16 protein-coding genes are annotated in these 19,399 nt (G+C 72.3%); 5 read left to right on the top strand and 11 right to left on the bottom strand.

Features of this window, described 5'->3' with window-relative positions; genetic code table 11:
• The first annotated feature begins 11 nt into the window (after positions 1–11).
• The 4 genes from trpA to A2790_RS05135 all read left to right on the top strand — a co-directional run bounded on the left by trpA (position 12) and on the right by A2790_RS05135 (position 3,498).
• A complete protein-coding gene (gene trpA, locus A2790_RS05150) occupies positions 12–845 on the top strand; it encodes a tryptophan synthase subunit alpha (RefSeq protein WP_293388396.1) in 834 nt (277 codons plus the stop codon).
• Between the two features lie 5 nt (positions 846–850).
• The gene (accD, locus tag A2790_RS05145; RefSeq protein ID WP_293388394.1) at positions 851–1,771 is read left to right on the top strand and encodes an acetyl-CoA carboxylase, carboxyltransferase subunit beta; all 921 of its coding nucleotides are present in this window, start codon (positions 851–853) and stop codon (positions 1,769–1,771) included.
• A gap of 164 nt (positions 1,772–1,935) precedes the next feature.
• A complete protein-coding gene (locus tag A2790_RS05140) occupies positions 1,936–3,279 on the top strand; it encodes a folylpolyglutamate synthase/dihydrofolate synthase family protein (RefSeq protein WP_293388392.1) in 1,344 nt (447 codons plus the stop codon).
• Between the two features lie 12 nt (positions 3,280–3,291).
• The gene (locus A2790_RS05135) at positions 3,292–3,498 is read left to right on the top strand and encodes a hypothetical protein (RefSeq protein WP_293388389.1); all 207 of its coding nucleotides are present in this window, start codon (positions 3,292–3,294) and stop codon (positions 3,496–3,498) included.
• Positions 3,499–3,512: 14 nt separating this feature from the next.
• On the opposite strand, the gene trxA is transcribed toward A2790_RS05135, so the two are convergent.
• The 10 genes from trxA to A2790_RS05085 form a co-directional block, all read right to left on the bottom strand.
• Positions 3,513–3,842: a thioredoxin gene (gene trxA, locus A2790_RS05130; protein WP_068877787.1), complete on the bottom strand. Its 330-nt coding sequence runs from the start codon at positions 3,840–3,842 to the stop codon at positions 3,513–3,515.
• Between the two features lie 78 nt (positions 3,843–3,920).
• Positions 3,921–7,412, bottom strand: coding sequence for a double-strand break repair helicase AddA (gene addA / locus A2790_RS05125; RefSeq protein WP_293388384.1), 3,492 nt, complete (start codon positions 7,410–7,412; stop codon positions 3,921–3,923).
• Positions 7,409–10,363, bottom strand: a complete 2,955-nt coding sequence (addB, locus tag A2790_RS05120; protein ID WP_293388382.1) for a double-strand break repair protein AddB — start codon at positions 10,361–10,363, stop codon at positions 7,409–7,411. Before addB ends, addA begins: the two co-directional genes overlap by 4 nt.
• Complete coding sequence (locus tag A2790_RS05115; protein ID WP_293388379.1) at positions 10,360–11,091, bottom strand: nucleotidyltransferase family protein; 732 nt, start codon at positions 11,089–11,091, stop codon at positions 10,360–10,362. Before A2790_RS05115 ends, addB begins: the two co-directional genes overlap by 4 nt.
• The gene (gene amgK, locus A2790_RS05110) at positions 11,088–12,182 is read right to left on the bottom strand and encodes an N-acetylmuramate/N-acetylglucosamine kinase AmgK (protein WP_293388377.1); all 1,095 of its coding nucleotides are present in this window, start codon (positions 12,180–12,182) and stop codon (positions 11,088–11,090) included. Before amgK ends, A2790_RS05115 begins: the two co-directional genes overlap by 4 nt.
• A complete protein-coding gene (gene tsaE, locus A2790_RS05105; RefSeq protein ID WP_293388375.1) occupies positions 12,166–12,609 on the bottom strand; it encodes a tRNA (adenosine(37)-N6)-threonylcarbamoyltransferase complex ATPase subunit type 1 TsaE in 444 nt (147 codons plus the stop codon). Before tsaE ends, amgK begins: the two co-directional genes overlap by 17 nt.
• Complete coding sequence (locus A2790_RS05100) at positions 12,606–13,478, bottom strand: 1-acyl-sn-glycerol-3-phosphate acyltransferase (RefSeq protein WP_293388373.1); 873 nt, start codon at positions 13,476–13,478, stop codon at positions 12,606–12,608. The genes tsaE and A2790_RS05100 overlap by 4 nt, the downstream gene beginning before the upstream one ends.
• Positions 13,479–13,515: 37 nt before the next feature.
• Entirely contained in the window at positions 13,516–15,132 is a 1,617-nt protein-coding gene (pgi, locus tag A2790_RS05095; RefSeq protein ID WP_293388371.1) for a glucose-6-phosphate isomerase, read from the bottom strand.
• A 10-nt stretch (positions 15,133–15,142) separates the two neighbouring features.
• On the bottom strand, positions 15,143–15,754 hold the full coding sequence (locus A2790_RS05090) for a thioredoxin family protein (RefSeq protein ID WP_293388369.1): 612 nt from the start codon (positions 15,752–15,754) through the stop codon (positions 15,143–15,145).
• A gap of 27 nt (positions 15,755–15,781) precedes the next feature.
• Complete coding sequence (locus tag A2790_RS05085) at positions 15,782–17,905, bottom strand: protein-disulfide reductase DsbD domain-containing protein (protein ID WP_293388367.1); 2,124 nt, start codon at positions 17,903–17,905, stop codon at positions 15,782–15,784.
• Positions 17,906–18,034: 129 nt separating this feature from the next.
• On the opposite strand from A2790_RS05085, the gene A2790_RS05080 reads away from it, so the two are divergent.
• On the top strand, positions 18,035–18,427 hold the full coding sequence (locus A2790_RS05080; RefSeq protein WP_293388365.1) for an acyl dehydratase: 393 nt from the start codon (positions 18,035–18,037) through the stop codon (positions 18,425–18,427).
• A 35-nt stretch (positions 18,428–18,462) separates the two neighbouring features.
• On the opposite strand, the gene A2790_RS05075 is transcribed toward A2790_RS05080, so the two are convergent.
• Entirely contained in the window at positions 18,463–19,260 is a 798-nt protein-coding gene (locus A2790_RS05075) for a SapC family protein (protein ID WP_068877796.1), read from the bottom strand.
• Between the last annotated feature and the right edge of the window lie 139 nt (positions 19,261–19,399).

Here is a 19,399-nt window from a genome sequence, read left to right as displayed (position 1 = left end):
GACGCCGGATTTTGACCAAGACCCGTATCGACGCGCGGTTCGCGGCCCTCAAGGCCGAGGGCCGGGCCGCCTTCGTCCCCTATGTGATGGCCGGCGACCCGGACGCGGCGACCGCGCTCGCGATCCTCAAGGGCCTGCCGCAGGCCGGCGCCGACCTTATCGAGGTGGGCTTTCCCTTCTCGGACCCCATGGCGGAAGGTCCGCCGATCCAGCGCGCGGCCCAGCGGGCCCTGGCCAAGGGCATGACGCTGACGGGCACGCTGGACCTCATCCGCAGCTTCCGCGCGGACGACCAGACGACCCCCGTGATCCTGATGGGCTACATGAACCCCCTGGTGACCTGGGGCTTCGAGGCCTTCGCGCGCGACGCGGCCGCCGCCGGCGTGGACGGGGTTATCGTCGTCGACTGCCCGCCGGAGGAGGCCGATCCGCTTGCCGATGCGCTGGAGGCCAATGGCCTGGCGCTGATCTTCCTGACGACGCCGACCACGGACGGCAAGCGCCTGCCGACGGTGATCCGCCGCGCCTCCGGCTTCGTCTACTACGTGTCGGTCGCCGGGGTGACGGGGGTCAAGGAAGCCGACGCGGCCGCCGTGGCGCCGAACGTCGAGCGGATCCGCAAGGCTGCGGGCCTTCCGGTCGCGGTGGGCTTCGGCATCAAGACACCGGAGCGCGCTTCGGCTATAGCCCAGGTCGCCGACGCCGTGGTCGTGGGATCCGCCCTTGTGGACGAAGTGGCCGAAGCAGTGGATTTGAACGAAGACGTGACCCGGCGAGTTCTTTCCAAAGTGGATTCTCTAGCTAAGGCTGTGCGCTTCGCGCGTCGGGGCCTCACGGCGGTCTGAAAACCATGGCGATGGCTGAACAGCGTAACGACAAACCGGGCCGTCCTCCGGCCGAACGGCGCCGAGGCTGGCTTTCGCGGATCGCGCCCGGCGTCCGCGGCCTCACCAAGAAGGACACGCCCGAGAACCTCTGGGTCAAGGACCCCGATACGGGCGAGATGCTGTATCGGCCCGACCTCGAGGCCGCCATGTGGGTCACGCCGTCCGGCAACCACATGCGCATCGGCTCCAAGCTGCGGCTCGACTACACGTTCGACGACGCCAAGTACGAGCGCATCGCGACCCCGATCGTCGCCGACGATCCCCTGCAGTTCCCGGACGACAAGCCCTATCCCGAGCGCCTGAAGGCGGCCCGCAAGGCCACCGGCGAGCAGGATTCCATGGCCGTCGGCTACGGCCACATCATGGGCCAGCCGGCCGTCGTGATCGTCCAGGACTTCACCTTCATGGGCGGCTCGCTGGGCATGGCGGCGGGCGAGACCTTCGTCGTCGCGGCCAAGGAAGCGGTGAAGCGCGAGGTCCCGCTGGTGATCTTCACCGCCTCGGGCGGCGCGCGCATGCAGGAGGGCACGCTCTCCCTGATGCAGATGGCCCGTACGACCCTGGCGCTGAACGAGGTCAAGGCCGCGGGCCTGCCCTACATCGTGGTGCTGACCGACCCGACCACGGGCGGCGTCACCGCCTCCTACGCCATGCTGGGCGACGTTCACCTCGCCGAGCCGAACGCGACCATCGGCTTCTCGGGCCGCCGGGTGATCGAGCAGACCATCCGCGAGACCCTGCCGCCCGGCTTCCAGCGCTCGGAGTTCCTCGTCGAGCACGGCATGGTCGACCAGGTGGTGAAGCGCGCCGATCTTCCGGAAAAGCTGAGCTCGATCCTGAAGACGCTTATGATGGGGCGTGAGCGCCTTTCCTCCGCCGCCTGAGCTTCTCGTGAGCCCGCCGCCAATTCTCCTCACCCGTAGGGGGAGGGGGACCATGCGCAGCATGGTGGAGGGGGCATGCCGGGAGCGTCGGGCGTGGAGGTCTTCCCCCTCCACCGCGTTCCGCCGCCCCCCTCCCCCTACGGGTGAGGAGAGAACGTTCTAGAATGGCCGCGCCCCTTCCCCCCGACCCCGGACACGACCCGATCCGCGCCTCGGACGCAGTGATCCAGCGGCTGCGCGCCAACCACCCCACCCTGATCGACCTGTCGACCGGCCGGGTCGAGCGGCTGCTGGCGGCGGTGGGCGATCCGCACCGGAAGCTGCCGCCGGTGATCCATGTGGCCGGCACCAACGGCAAGGGCTCGACAGTCGCCTACCTGCGCGCCATCGCCGAGGCCGCGGGCCTGCGGGTCCACGCCCTGACCTCGCCGCACCTGGTGCGGTTCGCCGAGCGGATCCGCCTCGCCGGCGCGCTGATCACCGACGCCCAGCTCACCGATCTCACCGACCGGCTGGAGGCCGCCAACGCCGGCGAGCCGATCAGCTTCTTCGAGATCACCACGGTGCTGGCGTTCCTCGCCTTCGCCGAGACCCCCGCAGACCTGTGCATCGTCGAGGTCGGGCTGGGCGGCCGGTTCGACGCCACCAACGTCTTCGACGCCCCCGCGGTCAGCGTGATCACCCCCGTCGACTACGACCATCTGGAGATGCTGGGCCCCGGCTTGCCCAAGATCGCCTGGGAGAAGGCCGGGATCATCAAGCACGGCCGCCCCGTGGTGGTCGCTCGTCAGTCCGACGAGGCGCTGGAGATGATCGAGCGCGAGGCTGACGACCGCATGGCGCCCATGCTGCTGATGGGCCGCGATTTCGACGCCTGGGAGGAGCGCGGCCGGCTCTTGGTGCAGATGCCCGAGCGGCTCCTCGACCTGCCGGCGCCCAGCCTGTTCGGCGGCTACCAGTTCGCCAACGCGGGTCTCGCCGTCGCCGCGGCCCTGACCTTCGACCGCGACCTGAGCGACGAGGACCTTGGACGGGGTCTGACCTCCACCGTCTGGCCCGCCCGCATGCAGCGCCTGACCGCCGGCCCACTGGCCGAGCTGGCGAGGGCGCGCGGGGCCGATCTCTGGCTGGACGGCGGCCACAATCCCCACGCCGGCAGGGCCCTGGCAGAAGCTGCCAGTCGCCTCATCGACCGCGACCCGCGGCCCCTGGTGCTGGTGATCGGCATGTTCGCTCGCAAGGACGCCGAGGGCTTCTTCCGGCCCTTCGCCGAGATGCGGCCCCGGGTGATCGTCACCGGCTTCGACAGCCCCATCGCGGCCACGACGGACGACCTGGTCGAGGCAGGCGTGCGGGCGGGCCTGGCGCCCGAGACCTCAGCCAACGTCTCCGACGCGGTCGCCCGGGCTCTGGAAACCGACGGCCCCGCGCCCCACGTCCTCATCTGCGGCGGGCTGCATTTCGCCGGCGAGGTCCTGGCCATGAGCCCCGAGACCTGGCCGACCTAGAGAGGTCTCTTGATGTTCGGAAAGCGCACCTGGCGCCTGGCGCTGCCGATCCCGTGGCTGGTCACCCTGGCCGTGGCTCTGGTGGTGCTCGCGGTGCTGATCCACCTCTACGGGCGCGGCCCGACGGTGATGTTCGGCTGGCTCATCGGCTGGCTCCTGGCCAGCCGGCTCGTGAACTACATCGTCAGCCGCCGCCGGCCGAAGCGCAGCGGCGACTGACGAGGGTCGTCAACTCAGGCGGCGACGCCGGCCTCGGCGAGCCACTCGAGGATCTTCTGCTTGGGCATGGCGCCGACCTTCATCGAAGCCATCTGGCCGCCCTTGAACAGCATCATCGTGGGGATGCCGCGGACGCCATAGCGCGAGGGGGTGGTCGGGCTCTGCTCGATGTCGAGCTTGGCGATGGTCACCTTGCCGGCCAGCTCTTCCGAGAGCTGCTCCAGGGCGGGGGCGATCTGCTTGCAGGGGCCGCACCACTCGGCCCAGAAGTCGACCAGCACGGGGGTTTCGGACCCCAGGACGTCGGTCTGGAAGGTGTCGTCGGTGACCTTCACGGTGCTCATCTGAAAAACTCCTATGCCGCGGTGGAATGCGCCGCCACGGCCTCTCGATCCGCGATGTAGGCGGCCCCTGACCCTGTATCAACCGTCACGGCGGAGCTCGGCAAGCGTTTGGATCACCAGCTTTTCTGGAACCGGCATCAGCTTCGGCCCGTCGGTCCATACGATGGCGGCCTCGACGCGCCGGCCGGGGAAGATGTCGGCGAGCACGGCCGAGTAGAGCGCCATCTGGCGCAGGTAGGCCGGGTCGGCGTCCTCCACCGCGTCGGGGGAGGGCCGGTTGGTCTTGAAGTCCACCACCAGCACCCGGTCCGGCAGGACGACGAGGCGGTCGATCCGGCCCGAGATCCGAAGGCCCGGCGGGAGGGCGGCGGCCGTCCCCGCCACGGCGATCTCGCCGCGCGAGCCCGGGCCGAACACCTCGGCGAAACGGGCGTCGTTCAGGACGGAGAGGGCCGCCTCGGCCATCTCGGCGCGCTGGCTGTCGGTCAGGTCGGCCTCGCGGGCCAGCAGGGCCGCCGCCCCCGCCGCCCGCTCGGCCGGCGGCAGCTCGGGCAGCAGCTGCAGCAGCCGGTGGATCAGGTCGCCGCGCCGGAACCGCCCCAGGCCCTGGGCCGCCGCCAGCGGCGACGGCGCGGGCACGGCGGCGCCTTCGCCCAGGTCCGACGGCGAGGCGTAGCGGGCGTACGCCTCCGGCGCGGCCATGGCGGCGGCCCAGGCGGGGAGCGCCGAGGTTTCGGCCTCGACCGCCGCGCCGCCCCCCAGCGGCCGCGGGTCGGCGCCATAGCGGTCGAAGGTCAGCTCGCCGGCCCGCACCGTGCGTACGCCCTCGGCGACGTCGGCGTGGGCCAGGGCGTCGCGGATCGCGCCCCACCAGCCGCGCAGCTTGGCCTGGTCGGTCCGCTCGGCCACCCGGCCGCACAGGACCAGCCGGTCGCGAGCCCGGGTCAGGGCGACGTACAGCAGGCGGTAGGCCTCGGCCTCCTCCCGCGCCGCCCGCTGCTCCCGGGCGCCCGCCGTCGCCTCGCAGTCGCGGGCCGAGGACGAGCACCACAGGAACCCGTCCACGCCGTCGTGCCGGACCCGCAGCAGCGGCGAGCCGCGGGCGTTCTGGGTGAGGGTGGTCTCGGGCAGGAACACGATCGGCGCTTCCAGGCCCTTGGCGCCGTGGGCGGTCATCACGCGGACTTCGCGCCGCTCGGCCTCCATCTCGCGCTTCACGGTGATGTCCAGGCCGGCCAGTTCGGCGGCGAGGCTTTCCATATCGTGGATGCCCCGCGCCTCGGCGGCCAGCACCTGGCCCAGGAACTCGTCCAGGGCGTCCTCCGCCTCCGCCCCCAGCCGCCCCAGCAGCCGCTGGCGCATCGAAAGCCCCTCAGCGTTGATGTAGCCCAGGAGGCGCGCGTAGAGCTCGAACGGCTGCCGCACCTTGGCCTCCGCCAGGGCGTGGGCGAGGAAGGCGCAGGCCGCGCCCCAGTCCGCCTGCTCGCCCGCCCGCCGCTGCAGCCGGTCCCACAGCGGCTCCTTGGCCCGCCCGTGCGCCAGGGCGTAGAGGCTGTCGTCGGTCAGGCCGCAGAACGGGCTCTTCAGCAGGGCCGCCAGGGTCAGCTCGTCGCCCGGGAACAGCAGGAACCGCGCCAGCGCGACCAGGTCGTCGAAGACGATGTGCTCGGACAGCGCCAGCCGGTCCGCCCCGGCCACCGGGATCCCCGCGTGCTTCAGCGCCCGCAGGATCTCCTCGAACAGGGCCCGGCGGCGGCGCACCAGGATCAGCACGTCCCCCGCATGCGCCGGGCGCTCGCGCTTCAGGTCCTTGTCGTAGACGGCGTCGCCGCGGGCGATCAGGGCGCCGATCTCGGCGGCAATCCGGCGGGCCAGGCGGCGGTTGGCGCTGTCCTCGGGCTCGGCGTCCAGCGGCGCGTCCCAGGCCTCGCGCTCCTCGCCCTTGCGGTCCACCTCCAGCGGCCAGACGTCGACGCAGCCGAGGTCCCGCCGCGTGGGCTCGTGCTTCACCTCCTCGGGCGTCTCGCGCGGCTGGATCGCCTTCGACAGCTCCGGCGGCGAGAAGACCGCGTCCACGAACGAAAGCACCTGCGGCGTGGACCGCCAGGAGGTCAGCAGGTCGACCCGCTCGAACCGGTAGCCCGCGCCCACCGCCCGGTCGCGATGGAACTCGAACTTGCGCAGCAGCAGCTCGGGTTGCGCCCCCTGGAACGAATAGATCGACTGCTTCTCGTCGCCCACGACGAACAGCCGCCGCTCCCGGCTCTCGCCCTGCACGCCCGCGCCGGCGAAGAACTCCTCGGACAGCGCATCGACGATCGTCCACTGGTCCGGCGCGGTGTCCTGCGCCTCGTCCACCAGGATGTGGTCGATCCCGCCGTCCAGCTTGTAGAGCACCCAGGCCGCCGCCGGCCGGTCGCGCAGCAGGTGGCAGGCCTTCTCGATCAGGTCCGCGAAGTCGAGCGCGCCGGCCGCCTTCTTCTCGATGCGATAGGCCTCGAGGTAGGCGTTGGCGAGCGTCAGGGCGCCGATGCTGTCGGCCGCGACCTGGGCGGCGCGGTAACGCTGCCGGGCCTCGTGCAGCCGGGCCTGTTCGGCCAGCAGCCGGACCCGCAGGCCCTCGTGCGCCTTCAGGCCGCTGGTCTTGCCCACCCATTTGACGCCGTCGCCCTCGCCCTTCTCGGTGAAGAGGACGGCGAGCGCCTGTTCGAAGCCGGCGTCCGGATCGTCGGCCACGGCCGCCATCTGCGCCGCACACTTCTGGTCCGTGACCCCGCCCTGGCGCAGCACCTCGGCGACGCCCCGCCACAGCTCCCGGTCCATCCGCGCCATGGCCTCGGCGGCGAGGCTCTCGGGTTCCGACCCGCGCGGCACGTCCACGGCTCGCCACACCCAGCCCTTGGCGCCCTCCAGCCCGCCCTCGCGCTCCAGGAAGGCCGACAGCGCGCCGCGGCGGGCCTCGAAGTCGGCGAACATCGCCTGGAAGCTCTGGAAGTCGAGCGCCACCGAGAAGCGGGCGTAGGCCTCGGCCACCTCGTCCCCGGCCGAGATGGCGTGCCGCGCCACCAGCTTCCGCGCCGCCTGGGCCACCGCCGCGGAGGCCGCATCGTCCATCACCCGGAAGCCGGGCGAGATCCCCGCCTCCAGCGGGAAGCGCCGCAACAGCTTCTCGCAGAAGGCGTGGATGGTCTGGATCTTCAGGCCGCCCGGCGTTTCCAGGGCCCGGGCGAACAGGCTGCGGGCGCGGGACAGGTCGTCGAACGGACGGTCCTGCAGGGCCGCAAGCTTCCCGGCCAGCTCGGCGTCCGGCAGCACCGACCAGTCGCCCAGCACCTGGAACAGCCGCCGCTGCATCTCGGCCGCCGCCGCCTTGGTGTAGGTGACGCAGAGGATGGTCTCGGGCTCGGCCCCCGCGAGCAGCAGGCGCGCCACCCGGTCGATCAGGGTCTTGGTCTTGCCCGAGCCGGCGTTGGCGGTGACGAAGGCCGATAGGCCGGGGTCCGCGGCCAGCTTCTGCGGGTCGACGCCCTCGGTCTTCTCCTTGGCGGGGAAGGAGATGACGTTGCTCATTCCTCGCCCTCCTCGCCGCTGGTGGACCATTCGAACACCCGCGCCAGGTGGTCGTAGTCGCTCATCCGCGCCTTCACGAACTGGGGCGCCACGCGGGAAAGATAGGGCTGGGCGGGATCGTCGAACCGGCCGACCAGCTTGTGCAGCCCCTCCAGGGCCCGGGCGGCGGCCTCGGCGCTCTCGTCGCCCGCGGCGGCGCGGGTCTCGACCTTGCCGGCGGGCCTGCGGCCGGTGATCTCCAGGTAGGTCAGGTCGCCGGGCTTCAACGGGCCCAGGTCCGGAAAGCCACCCGCCTCAAGGATGGCGGCGGTGAGGGTGAGCTGGGGCGAGAAGCCGGTCTGCACCTCCTTCTTCGAAGGCGCCTTGCCGGTCTTGTAGTCCAGGATGTGGCCATGGCCGTCGGCGGTGACCTCGATCCGGTCGGCGCGGGCGGTGACCTTGAACGGCCCGGCCGGGGCCTGGATCGTCCGCTCCCCCTTCAGTTCGACGGTGATCCGCCGCCCGTCGCGTCGTTCCCGCTCCAGGTCGGCGACCCAGGCGGCCGCTTCGGCGGCCAGGGCGGCCTCCCGCGCCATGGCCTCGTGCGGCAGGCCGGCTTTCAGCAGTTCGTCGAGGTAGAGGGTCTGGAACGTCGCCGCCGCGTCGGCGGGCAGCTCGCCCGGATAGGTTTCGGCGAAACGTTCGAAGGCGGCGTGGATCGCCGTGCCCCGGGCGCGGGCGTCGGCCTGCTCGTCCGGCCGGTCCAGGGGATAGAGCCGCAGGATGTCGCGCGCCCAGACCGCATAGGGATCGCGGGTCAGGCTTTCCACGCGGGTGACCGCCAGCTCCCGGGGTCGGTGCGCCACCGGCGGGACCGGCGCGGGCCGTTTCACCGGGTCGTAGCCGCCCGGCGCGTCCAGGGCCCGCGCCCAGTCCAGCACCTCGGCCCTACCGGGTATGGCCAGCCCGGCGCCGCGCGCCAGGGTCTCCAGCCGCCACAGCCACCGCGACTTCACCGAAGGCGCGCCCTCCCGGCGCTCGGTGTGCAGCAGGATCACCTCGGGCGCGCAGGCGGCCTGGGCGAAGTCGTGGGCGGCCAGGCCGATCCGCCGCTCGGGCGAGGGCAGGCCCAGCATCTCGCGCATGGGCCGCGACAGGAACGGATCCAGCGGCGCGCCGCCCGGCCAGACGCCCTCCTCCAGGCCCGCCACCACCAGCCGGTCCGCGCGCACCAGCCGCGCCTCGATGGCGCCCAGGATTCGCAGGCGCGGATGGGTCGCCCCGCCGCTGCGCACCGTCTCGCCGTCCATCAGCCGCTGCAGCAGGTCCGCGAACTGGCGCGGCGTGACCCGGGGCAGGGCGTCGCCCTCGCGCACCAGCGCGCCCAGCAGCCGCGCCATGGCCTCGCCGCCGTGCCCGGCCCAGAGCTCGCCCGTGCCGCCGCCCTCGTCCGCGGCCAGGGCTTCCATCGCCTCCACGGTGCGCCGGGCGGCCACGGCGGGGCTGTCGGCCTCGGCGTCCCAGGCCAGACCCGCCACGACCGCCTCCAGCCGCCCGGCGAGCGGCGCGGCGTCCTTGGCCTTGGTCCTCAGCTCGTCCCAGTCCCGCGCCCGCGGCCCGCGAAGCGCGGCGCGCTCCAGGGCCGCGCTGTCGCCGAGCCGGGTGAACGGGTGCTTCAGCAGGCCCAGCAGGGTGACCGGGTCTGTCGGATCGACCGCGGCGCGCGCCACCAAGGCGGCCAGTACGCCGCAGCGGCTGCCCGCCAGGCTCTCGCCCGCCGAGGAGTCCGGGACCACGCCCCACCGCGCCAGCCGGGCGGTCACCCGCCGCGCCAGCACCTGGTCCGGGGTCACCAGCGCCGCCGTCCGCCCGGGCGTTTCCAGCGCCTCGCGCAGCAGGAGCGCGGTGGCGGTCGCCGCCTCCTCCTCGGTCCGGGCGTTGACCAGCGACAGGCCGGTGAGGCCTTCGGCGATGGCGTCGGGATGCTCGGCCCTGAGGCCCGCGATCACGGCCAGCCAGTCGGCGGTCTCCTCGGCCGGACGCAGGGCCTCGTTGACGATCCGCCGGCGCCAGCGCCCGGCGCTCTCGGCGCGGATCGAGGCCGGCCACAGCGAGACGTCGCGCTTGCCCACGCGGGCCTCGTCCAGCAGGCGCTTCAGCGCGCCCTGGGGATGCTGCACGTCCACCTTGGCCCAGGCCTTGTCGGCGAGATCCTGGTCCAGGCCCGGAAGCACCACGGCGCCCCTCGGCGCGGCGGCGACGGCGATCAGCAGGGCGCGGGTGGCGGGGGCCGTGCCGGTGGAGCCGGCCGCCACCAGCACGCCTTTCGGCGGCGACTGGGTCCAGACCTCGGCCAGGCGGCGCAGGAGGCGCACGCGGCGCTCGCTGACGTCGGCGACGCCCAGGGCGCGCAGCCGTTCGGGCCATAGCGCCAGGGCCTTCTCCAGGAAGGTGCGCGAGACCTCCCAGTGCTCGGCCAGTTCCGCGCCCACCAGGCTGGCCAGCCGGTCACCGACGTCGACCTCCTCGATCTGCAGCCCGTCCAGGAAGCCGCCCAGGGCGTCGGCCAGCTCCAGGGCCGCGCCCGCGCTGACCAGGCCGCCGGGGATGTGCTCGGCCAGTTCCGAGACCAGCCGGGTGAGCTCGAAACGCCGGCGCAGGGGATCGATCGCGGCGGGCAGATCGAGCGCGAGGTCCCCGGGTTCGAAGGGCGGCTCGCCGGCCTCCAGGTCGCCCAGGGGTCGCATCTGCGGCGGCAGCACCGCCTGGCCGCCCGAGGCCTTGATGAAGGCGTCGGCGAGGGCGCGGGCTCCGCGGCGGGTGGGGGTGAGGACCACGGCGTCGGCGAGCGCCTCCGGGCCGCGCGGCGCCAGGGCGTCGTAGAGGCCCTGGGCCAGGTCTTCCGCGAACGGCCGGTGCGCCGGGATGTTGAACCAGCGCGAGCCCGGCTGCTCGAAGAAGGCCTGGGTCATGAGAGCTGCGCTTCGCTCAGGATGCGGGCCTCGGCCTGGTCGCGGGCCGCCGGATCGCCCACGTGCATCCAGAAGGCGTCCATGGGCACGCCGTAGAGGCGGCCCTCGGCCTGCAGCCTGTGCCAGGTGGGAATGATGGAGAAGGCGCCCTCGGGGTGGTCGTCGAGCACCTGCGGCTTGAGGATCGCAAAGCCGATGTTGGCGAACGGGGTGGGGGGCGCCGCCGCCGTCGAATGGGTCAGCCGCCCCGCCTCGTCGCGGAAGAAGCCTTGCGGGCCCTCGAAGCCGATCCCTTGGCCGCGCTTCACCAGCAGCAGCAGGATGTCCATGGCGGCCGGGTCCCACGCCTGCTTCAGAGTCTCCAGCGCCGGCGTGCGACCTTCGATCCAGAGGCTGTCGATGTTGGCGACGAAGATGGGGTCGCGGCCCAGCTTGTCCGCCGCATGCCGGATGCCGCCGCCGGAATCCAGCAGGGCGGCGCGCTCGTCGGAGATCAGGATCTCAAGGTCCCGGCGGCCCTCCAGGTGCGCTTCCATCTGGTCGGCGAAGTGGTGGACGTTGACCACGGCGTGCTCGACCCCGGCGTCGCGGAGGCGGTCCAGCACATGGTCGATCAGCGCCTTGCCGGCCACCGGAACCAGGGCCTTGGGCATGCTGTCGGTCAGCGGGCGCATGCGGGTGCCCAGCCCCGCGGCCAGCACCATCGCCGTCTTGGGCGCGGCGCTCATGTGCGCGATCCCGCCGGCACATGGCGGTCGAACCAGGCCTTCAGTTCGCCCAGCGCCGGATCGGCGAGGCAGCGGTCGAGGTAGGTCCACAGGCGCGGCATGAAGGCGGCGTAGCGGGGTTTTGCGTCACGCGTCACCAGCCGGGCGAAGATGCCGATGATCCGGGAGACGTTCAGCGCGCCCAGCGCGTGGTAGTCGGCCAGGAACTGCGCCCGGTCCGCCTCGGGCCGCAGGGCGAAGTAGCGGTCCAGCGACCGCGCTTCGATCGCCGCCGAGACGTCCCGGCGCGCGTCGTGCAGCAGCATCGACATGTCCCAGGCCGGATGGGCCTTGAGCGCGTCCTGGAAGTCCAGCAGGCCCACCCGGGCGGCGCCCTCGCGGTCCGGCAGCCAGATCAGGTTCTCGGCGTGATAGTCCCGGTGGCAGAACACCCGGGCGCCGTCCTCGCCGCGGCGGCGAATGGGCGCCCAGATCGCCTCCCAGGCCGCGGCCGCCTCGGCGTCGAACGACAGCTCCGGCTTCAGCTTGGGCAGCCATTCCAGGATGATCTCGCCGCCGGTCTTCAGCGCCAGGTCGTCGTAGGTCAGCAGCGGCCAACTGGCGCCGTCATAGGTCAGCACCGGCGGCGGCTCGACCTGGTGCATCCGGACCAGGGCGCTGATGGCGTCGTCGTAGAGCGGCGCTTCGTCCTGTCCCCGTTCGATCAGGCGGGCGTAGAGGTCGTCGCCCAGATCCTCCAGCACGGCCAGGCCGCGGGCGGCGTCGGCGTGCAGGATCGCAGGCGCCGAGAGGCCCTGTTCGCGCAGCCAGCCGGCCGTGGCGATGAAGGCGTCGACCCGGCCCGCCGCGAGCCGGGCTAGGGCGTTGTAGCCCAGCGCCGCGCGCTCCGCGGGGGTGGCGCCCGGCGGGCAGGGCGAGGTTTCCACCGACGGGGGCTGGTCCATGAAGATCAGCCTGCGGTCGGCCAGGTGCAGCCGTTCGTAGCGCCGCGTGGAGGCGTCGCCGGTCAGCGGCTCGCGCCGCACCGACCCCAGGCCTGCGGCCTGCAGGAACGCCGCCTTCTCCGCCTCGCGCTCAGAGCTCAAGTCCACGTCCTTCCCAGGCGCCGTGCGGGGTGAGCCGCGCGCGGCGCGCGCCTGCGTCTTCGGTCAGTTCGATCTCTACGTCGAGTCGGTCGGGCGGCAGCCGGCCCTCCAGCCGCTGCGGCCATTCGATCACCGCCGCGCCGGCGTCCAGCGCCTCGTCCAGCCCGATCTCGTAGGCCTCGTCCGGATCGGTGAGGCGGTACAGGTCGAAGTGGGCGACCGGCAGGCGGGGGCCTTCGTAGAACTGCACCAGGGTGAAGGTGGGCGAGGGCACCTCTTCGTCCGGCGTGGTCAGGGCGCGCACCAGGGCCCGCGCGAGGGTGGACTTGCCCGCCCCCAGGGGGCCCGACAGGCACACCGCTTCACCCGGTCGCAGGGCCGCTGCGATGGCCGCGCCCAGGCGCGCGGTGGCCGCTTCGTCCGGCAGGTTCATGCGAACGCCCGCTCCGGGTCGGCCGGCAGCTCGCGCTCGACGTAGGCCTTGAGTTGCGCGGTGACCGTGGCGGCGTCGCCGTCCAGCGCCGCGGGCGGGATCGGCTGGCCGATGGTGAGCTCGAAGCGGCGTCCGCGCTTGTTCAGCAGCTCGTGGAAGAGGGTGATGTCCCGAAGTTCGTTCGAGAACCCGTGGAAGAAGTGGAACATCGCCGACCAAGGCCCGCTCAGGTGGATGGGCACGATCGGCGCGTCGTGCCGCGCCGCGATCGAGACCGCCGACGCCATCCACTCGGGATCGGCCAGCGAGCCGTCTGGCTGTTTGCGCGCCAGGCGGCCGGCGGGGAAGATCACCAGGCAGCGCTCCGCGGCCATGGCCTCGCGGGTCTGCACCAGGGTGGTGCGCATGCGCTCGCGGGTGCGCTTGGCCTCGACCCACTCCACGGGGATCAGCACCTCGTCGAAGCGCGGCGCGACCCGGTGCGCGTCGCTGTTGGCATAGAAGCAGATATCCGGGCGCAGGGCCTTCAGGGCGTCGAACACCGCGACCCCGTCCGCGATCCCGGTAGGATGGTTGCAGACCACCACACAGCGTCCGGTGGCGGGCGTGCGGTCCAGGCCGTTGGCCGAGACCTTCAGCGCCAGCAGGTCGGACACGTGGTCCAGCGCCGCGCGACCGGGCAGGGGCGCGATGGCGTCGGCCATCCGCACGGCCTTGGCGTAGTCCAGCATCGCGTACAGCAGCGGCCGGGCGACCGGCCACACCGGACTGGCGGCCAGCTTCGGCGCCCGCTCGGCGATCAGGGTGTCGACGATGTGGTCGTGGCGTCCCGCAGCGCGGACCGCACCGGCCGGGGTGGCGAGCGTCATCGCGTCAGGATGGACCGCTGCGCCCGACGCGAGCAAGTCAGGCGCGCAGCCGGGCGATCAGGGCCGCCGTGGACGGGTCGTGCGCGCCGGCCGGGCCGCCTTCCAGTTCGCCCAGCACGCGGGTCGCCAGGGTCTTGCCCAGCTCCACGCCCCACTGGTCGAAACTGTTGATCCCCCACAGCACCCCCTCGACGAAGGTCTTGTGCTCGTAGAGGGCGACCAACGCGCCCAGCCGCTCCGGGTCCAGCCGGTCCAGCAGGATGAAGCTGGAGGGCCGGTCGCCCGGGAAGGTGCGCTGGGGCGCCAGGGCGTCGATCTCGGCGGCGGACTTGCCCGCGGCGGTCAGTTCGGCGCGGACGTCGGCCTCGGTGCGGCCCACCAGCAGCGCCTCGGCCTGCGCCACCGCATTGGCCAGCAGCTTGGTCTGGGCGGCGGGATCGCCCTCGGAGCCCTGGGCCACCGCCAGGATGTCCACAGGCACCACGTCGGTGCCCTGGTGCAGGAGCTGGAAGAACGCATGCTGGCCGTTGGTGCCCGCATCGCCGAACACGCTGGCGGCGGTGGGATGGGCCACTGGCTGGCCAGTTGCGGTCACCCGCTTGCCGTTCGATTCCATCTCCAACTGCTGCAGGAAGGCCGCGAACAGGCGCAGCCGCTGGGCGTAGGGCACGACCGCCCGGATCGAACGGCCCAGGCCGTTGCGGTTGAACACGTGGGCCAGGGCCAGCAGCACCGGCGCGTTGGCGGCTAGCGGGGCGGTCTGGAAGTGCTCGTCCATGGCCCGGGCGCCGGCCAGCATGCGGGCGAAGACGTCGTAGCCCAGGGCCACGGCGCAGGAGAGGCCTACCGACGACCAGATCGAATAGCGGCCGCCCACCCAGTCCCAGAAACCGAACACCTGGTCGGCCGGCACGCCGAAGGCCTGCGCCCTCTCGGGCGCGGCGGAGACGGCCACCAGGTGGCTGTCCGAGGCCGTTCCCAGGCTGGCGCGCAGCCAGGCGCGGGCGGCCTCGGCGTTGGTCAGGGTCTCCAGGGTGGTGAAAGTCTTGGAGACGGTGACGATCATCGTCTCCGCGGGGTCCAGCCCCACCAGCGCCTGAGCCAGCTCGGCCGGGTCGACGTTGGCCACGAACCGCAGCTCGATCTGCGGGTCCAGCGGCTTGAGCGCCTCCCACACCAGCCGCGGCCCCAGGTCCGAGCCGCCGATGCCGATATGGACGATGGCCCGGAACGGCTTGCCCGTGGCGCCCGTCTTCGCGCCCGATCGGACGGCGTCGGCGAAGGCGGCCATGGCGGCGCGGGTGGTCTCGACGTCCGCGGACACCGGCTGGCCGTCGGCCCGGAAATCGGCGCCCTGCGGCGCGCGCAGCGCCATGTGCAGGGCCGGGCGCCCCTCCGAGGCGTTGACGATCTCCCCGGCGAACAGCCGCCCGCGGGCGGCCTCGATGCCCGACGCTTCGGCCAGGGACAGCATGGTCTGGAGGTCGGCCAGCGACCACGGGTGCTTCGACAGGTCCAGCTCGAGCCCGGCGGCGGACAGGGTCAGCCGCGCCAGCCGGTCGGGTTCGGCCGTGAACAGGCCTGCGATGCGCCGGTCGCGCGCGGCCTCGGCGGCCTTGGAAAGGGCCGCCCAGGCGGCGTCGGACTTGGACAAGGATACCTCTCTAGTCGGCGGAGCCGTATTTCACGCTGCAACCGTAGGGCCGGGTGGCGGCCTGGGCCACAGGGCGGCCGGCCTTCACGTCGGCGAGCGCGGCCGCCACATAGTTGGTGGCGCCCTTCAGGCTCTCGGGGTCGGACGACGGCTTGTCGTCGATGCCGCCCATATAGATCAGCTTGCCGGTCTTATCGACCACGTACATGTGCGGCGTGGTCTTGGCGTCATAGGCGCGGCCCATGGTCCCCGCAGGGTCCAGCAGCACCTCGGCCGGCGCCGCTTTCTCCTTTGTTTTCCACTGCATAGCCTGCGTGCCGGTCAGATGGCCCTGCATGCCCGGCGCCGACGAGATGACCGCCAGCCAGACCACCCCGTCCTTGGCGGCCTGGCCCTGCAGGCGCTGCATGGCGCCCGCGTTGTAGTGTTTCTGAACATAGGGGCAGCCATTGTTTGTCCACTCCAGCACCACGGTCTTGCCGCGGAACTCCGAGAGCGAGCGGGTCTTGCCCGAGGCGTCGACCGCTTGGAACGCGGGCGCCGGCTGGCCGAGGACCGGCGCGGCGACGGCGGGCGCTGCGAGCGCCGCGGCGGCGGTGAAGACGAGGAGGAAGCGGGTCATGGGTGCGGCTCCTTCGGGGGGAAAGGGTCAGCTGGTCCTGCCGGCGGCGTCCAGGGCCTTGACCACCACGCCCTCGGTCAGGAGCGAGGGCAGGATAGCCGGCTCGCCGCCCTTCGCGCCATACACGAGGTAGAGCGGCACGCCCGCCCGGCCGAACCTGGCGAGCTCGGCGGCGATGACCGCGTCGCGCTTGGTCCAGTCGGCCTTCAGGTAGACGGCGTTGTTGCGCGCCAGCGCCTCGGCGACGGCCTTGGTGGAGAGCGCGGTGCGGTCGTTCACCTGGCAACTCACGCACCAGGCGGCGGTGTAGTTGACCAGCACCGGGCGGCCCTCGGCCTGCAGGGCGGCCAGACGCTCGGGGGTGTAGGTCTCGTCGTCCAGCTTGGCCTCGCCCGACGATTGCGCGGCGTCGGCGATGGCGTAGGCGGGCCAGAGCGCGCCGCCGACCACCGCCACGGCGCCCACGAGGGTCGCGGCGGCGGCCAGGCCGACGTGCCGGCCCCCGATGGCGTGCTGGCGCTGGGCTGCCCCGGCGATCCAGGCGGCGAGGGCAAGCAGGACCGCCGCGCCCAGGATCCGCGGCACCGCGTCCGGTCCCACCTGCACCGTCAGCACCCAGACCAGCCAGGCGACGGCGCCGTACATCGGGAAGGCCAGGGCCTTCTTGAAGACATCCATCCAGGGGCCGGGCCGGGGCAGGCGGGACAGCAGCCCTGGGACGAAAGCGACCGCCACGAAGGGCAGGGCGAAGCCGATGGCCAGGGCCAGGAACACGACCAGGGCGGCCACGGGCGGCTGGGTCAGCGCCCACCCCAAGGCCGGGCCCATGAAGGGCGCGGTGCAGGGCGCGGCGACCACCACGGCCAGGACGCCTGTGAAGAACGAGCCGGCCAGGCCATCTCGGGATGCGAGGCCGGTCCCGACGCCCTGCAGCGAGGTCCCGATCTCGAAGACGCCGGAGAGGTTCAGCCCGACCAGCAGCATCAGGAGCGCCAGGGTCGCGACGACCGGCGGGTCCTGGAGCTGGAAGCCCCAGCCGACGGCCGAGCCCGCGGCGCGCAGGGCGATCAGGATCGCGGCGAGGCCCAGGAAGGTCAACAGCACCCCGGCGCCGAACGCCAGGCCCTGCCGGCGCGCCTCGGCCTGCTCGCCGCCATGGCCCGCCAGCGAGGCCGCCTTCATGGCCAGCACCGGGAAGACGCAGGGCATCAAGTTCAGGATCAGCCCGCCCAGCAGGGCGAAGAAGGCGGCGGAGGCGAGGCCGAGGTTGGCCGCTCCGGCCGGCGCGGCCAGCTTCACGGGCGGCGGCCCGAGGCCCGCGGCTGCGGCGGGCAGGGGTCCCGGCGCGGCCGTGACCTCATACGCCTTTTCGGCCACGACCAGCACGCCCGCCAGGTCCTTGGGCGGCGTCGGAGACTGGAAGTCGTAGCCGGCGACGATCGACAGGGTCAGGCCCTCGGGGCCACGCTCGATCGCCTGGGGCTTGGCGTGGTCGATGGCGGTGCCGGAGAAGGGGAAGAAATAGGCGTCGGCCATGTCGGCGCCCCTCAGCGCCGCGCCCGTGACGGCCAGCTTCACCGCCTGGCCCTGGGCTTCGAACGCAGCCGTGAGGCCTGCGGGCTTCGGCGCCTCAGCCAGGGTCTTTTGGATCGCCGCCCCCCATTTCGCGTCCGTCGGCGCGGGGCCGTCGGTGACCGGAAGGGACAGGGCGAGCGTGGCGCTTTCCGGGATGCAGATATCGGCGCAGACGAGGAAGTCGGCCTTGGCCTGCAGCGACACCGTCGAGCCCGGCTGGGCGCTGGCGGGCGCCGTCAGCGCCACCGGCAGCAGCACCTCGTCCTTGTAGCCGTAGTTGGTCAGCGGCCCCAGCGGCAGCCGGTGAGGCGTGGGCCAGGTGAAGCCGGAGGCGGTCCAGCCGGCCGGCAGGGTCCAGGCGATCTTGGTGGCCTCGCCGCTGTCCCCCGGGTTGCGCCAGTAGGTATGCCAGCCCGGCTGGATCTTCTGGCGCAGGGCGACGTGGATCGTCTGTCCGGGGGCGATCCCCTGCGCCGCCGAGACCAGCTCGGCGGTCAGGTGGCCGGTGTTCACCGGCTGCGCGACCGCCAGGCTCGAGAAGACGAGGGCGAACAGGCCGCCGAGCAGGAACCGCATCATGACCTCAAGCTGCGCCGGTCTTGTGGGCGCTATATGGCGGCTTGTGTCTCGCGTGCAAAGCGGGCTCGACTTCGGCGCCTCCCGGGCCATGATCGGGAATCAGGTTCGTTCACGCAAGGAGTCCAGGTGCCCGCCTCGTTCGACGACATCGAGATCGGCCAGGTGGCCTCGCTGGGCGCTTGCGGCGTCGACCCCACGGCGCTGGAGGTCTTCGTGTCCGCCTTCACCCCCGGCTGGACCCTGGACCGCGGGGCGCCGGACGCCATGGTCTATGCCATCTGGGCCAAGCTTGATGCCGTCGCCGCCACCGAGTGGCCCCAGACCAAGCGCCTGGGCGTCGATGCGCTGCGCTGGATGCGCAACCCTCCGGCGGGCGAGCTGCTCCGTGGCCGGATGACGGTGATGGCCAAGGATCCGGTGGGCGACGACAAGGGCATCGTCATCGCCCAGCACGACCTGCTCGACGAGGCGGGCCGGCTGGTCTTCAGCTGCCTGACCCGGAGCGTGTTCCAGAGATAGCTTCCCTCCCCATCAAGGGAGGGAAGAGTTTGGCGTTACGCGTTCGCCGCTTGCGGCTGCTGCGCGGCCTTGGTGAGGGCCAGGGCGATCATGCGGTCCCAGCCCACCAGGCTGTGCATGTGGGCGTAGATCTGGCCCAGGGCGCCGTTGTCGCGCAGCTCGATGAATTTGTCCTTCGGCAGGGCGTTCAGCTTCTCCTCGGAGACGCCGAAGTACTCGGCGATCTTCTGGGTCTCGCCGGCGGTGCCGTCCGGGTTGGCCGGGGTGAAGGTGGCTTCCTTGGTCTCGAACAGGTCCAGGTCCTTGAGGATCTGGACGAAGCTGACCGTACGCTGGCGCTCGACCTCGAAGTTGTTGCAGAACTCGATGCAGTTCTTCGTGTACTCGGTCGGCTCGCCCTTCTCGTCGAAGAAGGCCATGTCGTAGCCCTTGTCGACGATGAACTCGGCGTTGCGGTCGATGCAGAGGACCATCTGGTTGTTCGCCTCGTCGTTGGCGAACACGAACGGATAGCGGCGCACATAGGCCGGGATGTAGATGCCGCTCTCGAACGTGCCGTCGTCCTTGACGAACATGTTCTCGCCGGCGTTCAGGCCCATGACGGCGATCGGCAGCTTCTCGTCGCCGACGAAGATGATCGGGCCGGTCACGGCGGCCAGCGGGAACTCGCCCACCGTCAGCGGGATGGCGTGGCCGGTCTTGGCGAACTTGAACGGACCGTCCATCCGCTTCACGCCGATCTTGCCGTGCAGCTCCTTCGCCAGCGGCTCGGGCTTGGAATAGAACAGGACGTTGCCGGAGAGCTGGCCGGGCGGCATCGGTTGGGTCGCCATGTAGAACCTTCGAATTCGTGGAGCAGCGCGCGCCGTCGTTCGGCTCGCGCGCCGAGGTCGCCTCCTCTAGCCGATCCCGTTACGCCGGGCAAATGCGGTGCGGCGCTTGCGCCGCCGGCCGCCAGCCCGTTCAATCCCG

The organism is Phenylobacterium sp. RIFCSPHIGHO2_01_FULL_69_31, assembly GCF_001824475.1.
Taxonomy (GTDB): domain Bacteria; phylum Pseudomonadota; class Alphaproteobacteria; order Caulobacterales; family Caulobacteraceae; genus Phenylobacterium.
The sequence above is the reverse complement of the archived record's forward strand: the minus strand, read 5'-3'. Positions and strand labels throughout refer to the sequence as shown.

What these genes read in the sequence shown, in the direction of transcription:
- accD (WP_293388394.1), top strand. Translation starts at nt 851, where the DNA reads ATGGCGATGGCTGAACAGCGTAACGACAAACCGGGCCGTCCTCCGGCC.
- addA (WP_293388384.1), bottom strand. Translation starts at nt 7,412, where the DNA reads ATGAGCAACGTCATCTCCTTCCCCGCCAAGGAGAAGACCGAGGGCGTC.
- A2790_RS05100 (WP_293388373.1), bottom strand. Translation starts at nt 13,478, where the DNA reads ATGACGCTCGCCACCCCGGCCGGTGCGGTCCGCGCTGCGGGACGCCAC.
- A2790_RS05140 (WP_293388392.1), top strand. Translation starts at nt 1,936, where the DNA reads ATGGCCGCGCCCCTTCCCCCCGACCCCGGACACGACCCGATCCGCGCC.
- A2790_RS05075 (WP_068877796.1), bottom strand. Translation starts at nt 19,260, where the DNA reads ATGGCGACCCAACCGATGCCGCCCGGCCAGCTCTCCGGCAACGTCCTG.
- A2790_RS05135 (WP_293388389.1), top strand. Translation starts at nt 3,292, where the DNA reads ATGTTCGGAAAGCGCACCTGGCGCCTGGCGCTGCCGATCCCGTGGCTG.
- A2790_RS05085 (WP_293388367.1), bottom strand. Translation starts at nt 17,905, where the DNA reads ATGCGGTTCCTGCTCGGCGGCCTGTTCGCCCTCGTCTTCTCGAGCCTG.
- trxA (WP_068877787.1), bottom strand. Translation starts at nt 3,842, where the DNA reads ATGAGCACCGTGAAGGTCACCGACGACACCTTCCAGACCGACGTCCTG.
- A2790_RS05090 (WP_293388369.1), bottom strand. Translation starts at nt 15,754, where the DNA reads ATGACCCGCTTCCTCCTCGTCTTCACCGCCGCCGCGGCGCTCGCAGCG.
- A2790_RS05115 (WP_293388379.1), bottom strand. Translation starts at nt 11,091, where the DNA reads ATGAGCGCCGCGCCCAAGACGGCGATGGTGCTGGCCGCGGGGCTGGGC.
- addB (WP_293388382.1), bottom strand. Translation starts at nt 10,363, where the DNA reads ATGACCCAGGCCTTCTTCGAGCAGCCGGGCTCGCGCTGGTTCAACATC.
- tsaE (WP_293388375.1), bottom strand. Translation starts at nt 12,609, where the DNA reads ATGAACCTGCCGGACGAAGCGGCCACCGCGCGCCTGGGCGCGGCCATC.